The 2737-nt window shown below is 65.0% G+C and carries 2 protein-coding genes; both read right to left on the minus strand.

Annotated features, from left to right (window positions below; all coding sequences use genetic code 11):
• Positions 1 to 1379: 1379 nt before the first annotated feature.
• A complete protein-coding gene (locus C1I95_RS33240) occupies positions 1380 to 1580 on the minus strand; it encodes a DUF397 domain-containing protein (protein WP_111219997.1) in 201 nt (66 codons plus the stop codon).
• Positions 1573 to 2460 (minus strand): helix-turn-helix domain-containing protein, encoded by an 888-nt coding sequence (locus C1I95_RS33245; RefSeq protein WP_111219999.1) that lies wholly within the window; start codon positions 2458 to 2460, stop codon positions 1573 to 1575. The genes C1I95_RS33240 and C1I95_RS33245 overlap by 8 nt, the downstream gene beginning before the upstream one ends.
• Positions 2461 to 2737: the final 277 nt, after the last annotated feature.

Raw genomic sequence — 2737 nt, forward strand, 5'->3', positions numbered from 1 at the left:
CGAAGACGTGTTTCTGTCGCAAGGACGTGTCTATCGATGGCTCCACGCCTGTTTCCACTGCCGCCCGACTCGACACCTTCGCCCGTGTCGCACCAATCAACCCTTATGCGTTGCTGAGATCAACTCAGTGGCCATCGTGGACCACCAGCTCACGCTCCCGCAACGGTCCCGCACATTCTGCGGCAGGAGCGTGAACGCTCGCACCGTGTCCGCTCCCGGCCAGTTGTGCCGTTCTTGGCGGCGCCCACTTCGATGATATCGAAGGGCTTGTTGTCGGCGTACCCGACCTCCGGGTCGTGGCATTCGGGGCCGGCGGGGTTCCACAGGTGAGCCATCTCTACCTGCCGGCTTTTCCCCAGGTGAGGGCGGCGGCGAGCGCCTTGATCTCAGCGGCCTCCTCTGCGCAGCACCTGCCAGTCGGGCATAGGCGAGCGACGATGCTGCAACGAAGCGGGAGGACGCTGGGTCCGGAGTTGACGGGGTCCTTGGGATCTCTCGCCGTTCGTGACCTTAGCCGGCCTTCGGTGGCTTGCGGACGAAGGCGGTCCAGGCGGTGGGGGGCGGTGAGGGTTTTCCGGTCAGGGATTCGGTGTGCACGACTGACGGCTCCGCTGTGGTCTGGCCTTCACGTCCGCACCACTTGACAACGCTCAGTGGTCAAGGCGCTGTGCAGAAATGGCTCGTCGGTCAAGAGGCGGTGTCCAGTTCGGACGGTAATGCCTCAGAATTTTACGGGGGCGACCATTCAGTGTATTAACTGCTGTTCTGTGGCCGGTTGTTGGGCAAGAGGAAGTGTGTCCTTGACGGACTGAGAAGAGACGTGTGCGGGAGGTGCCGATCGCGGCGACATTCGCGTACGCTGATAGAACTTCACGGGGTCACGGATGTGAGGAGGTGATCACGGTGAATGGTGTTGTGCGTGGTGAGGTTCGCGGAGTTGCCGACTCGCTCTGACGCTGAGTGGGCTAGTGTCAGCGACTAGGTCACCTTTGTCGCTGGCTCAGCGAGCGCGCCTAGCCGGCGGGCTGCAGGCATCCTTGAGCTGCTGACACTCACTGCCGGCTAGGCGCCCCGCTATTTTGGGGCCGCGGACAACTTCATCTGTCACCGCATGGTGTTCGGCGAGCGGATCCTTCGAGGTCGACCGATCTGGGGTCACGGGAATCGCGCGACTGAAATCGTCTGATGGTTGCGGCGTTCGCTCCGGCGCAATACCGCAACACGCTGATGCCGCCTCTCGCTGGACGACGCCTGGATGAATTCGGCCACCACTGGTCTGCCCCAAGCAGTCTTATCTGAACGGCATTGGGTCAAGTGGGGGCCTGGCACTGCGACGAATGGCATGCCCACCGCTGCCCTGGACACCGTCGATCGGCGGATCAGCGAAGCCGGTTGCGGTTGATCGCGTTGACGAAACCCGTCCAGTCCGACGAGGTGAAGGTGAGTACCGGTCCCGTCGCGTCCTTGGAGTCGCGTACGGCGACGAGGCCGGGGAGGTTGTCGGCGACCTCGACGCAGTCGCCGCCGTTGTCGCCGCTGCGGGTGCTCTTGCGCCAGACGGCGCCGGTCAGGTCAGTCATGCCGCATCTCCCCGATGATTCTCTTGATCATGTCCTTCGATTCTGCCTCGCCGAGGGCGAGCGCATCCAGCCCCCTCCAGACACGTTCGTAGGCGCCCAGCTCATCGGGCTTGTCGAGGTACAGCGCTCCGGTCAATGACTCGCTGTAGACGACCGACGGCTCCGGCGCGGCCCGGCCGCCCTTGGTCGGCGGGAAGTCGAGGATGACGAAGGACCCGGCGACAGCACCCGGTTGCGGACCGGCTGCCAACGGCAGCACCCGGACCGACACGTTCGAAAGATCGGACAGCTTGATGAGATGGTCGAGCTGAGCGCCCATGACGACCGGGCCGCCGACGCCGCGCCGAAGCACAGCCTCCGACAGCACAGCATCAAGCCGGGGAGCCGCCGGCAGCCGTCGAACGAGTAGTGCCTGTCGTTGAAGTCGAACCTGGACTGCCCGCTCACGCTCTTCCTCGCTCAGCCGCCCACCGAGGCGGTAGAGGGCGTGGGCGTACTCCTTCGTCTGAAGGATTCCGGGGATCAGCGACTCGTCGTAGCGGCGTAGGTGGGCGGCGGCGGATTCCAGGCCGACGTAGAGTTCGAACCAGCTCGGCACCGCGTCGCCGTACGCGTGCCACCAGCCCTTGGACTTCGTCTCGGCGGCCAGCCCGCGCATCGCCTCGGTCATCTCCGGCGACACCCCGTACAGCTCGCACATGGCCTTGACGTCGAGGATCCGGACCGAACCCATGCCGCATTCGAGGCGCCAGATCTTCTGCCGGCTGTATTCCAGGGCCTCGGCGGCGGCGTCCAGTGTCACCCCGGCCTCGTTGCGGAACTGGCGTAGCAGCCGGCCGAGTTGGCGGCGCGGCACGGTCGATCCGATGTCCTCGGGCATTCGCACACTCCCTGATTCCGGTACGCAACACTGCGTCACCCGTCTCTGTAACACATAAACCGTCCAGCAAAGAAAGTCAATGCACACGCGAGAAATTGCCGCCCGGAACGTTGCGGCTTCACTGCGGAGTGTCGCAGGATGACCACAGCTCGGCGGCCGGACGATCCCCCCGGACGGCCGCCGCGCTTCCCCGATCGCACCCCTGGTGAGCAGCCCTGTTGCCGTACCGCTGAGTGGAGCTGCGGTGGCAGGGCGGGGTGGGTCCGCCGGCCGGGAG

It is taken from the genome of Micromonospora craterilacus, assembly GCF_003236315.1.
GTDB classification, from domain to species: domain Bacteria; phylum Actinomycetota; class Actinomycetes; order Mycobacteriales; family Micromonosporaceae; genus Micromonospora; species Micromonospora craterilacus.

Bases quoted from the DNA above. Each gene is read 5' to 3' on its own strand.
- C1I95_RS33245 (WP_111219999.1), bottom strand. From the start codon at position 2,460: ATGCCCGAGGACATCGGATCGACCGTGCCGCGCCGCCAACTCGGCCGG.
- C1I95_RS33240 (WP_111219997.1), bottom strand. From the start codon at position 1,580: ATGACTGACCTGACCGGCGCCGTCTGGCGCAAGAGCACCCGCAGCGGC.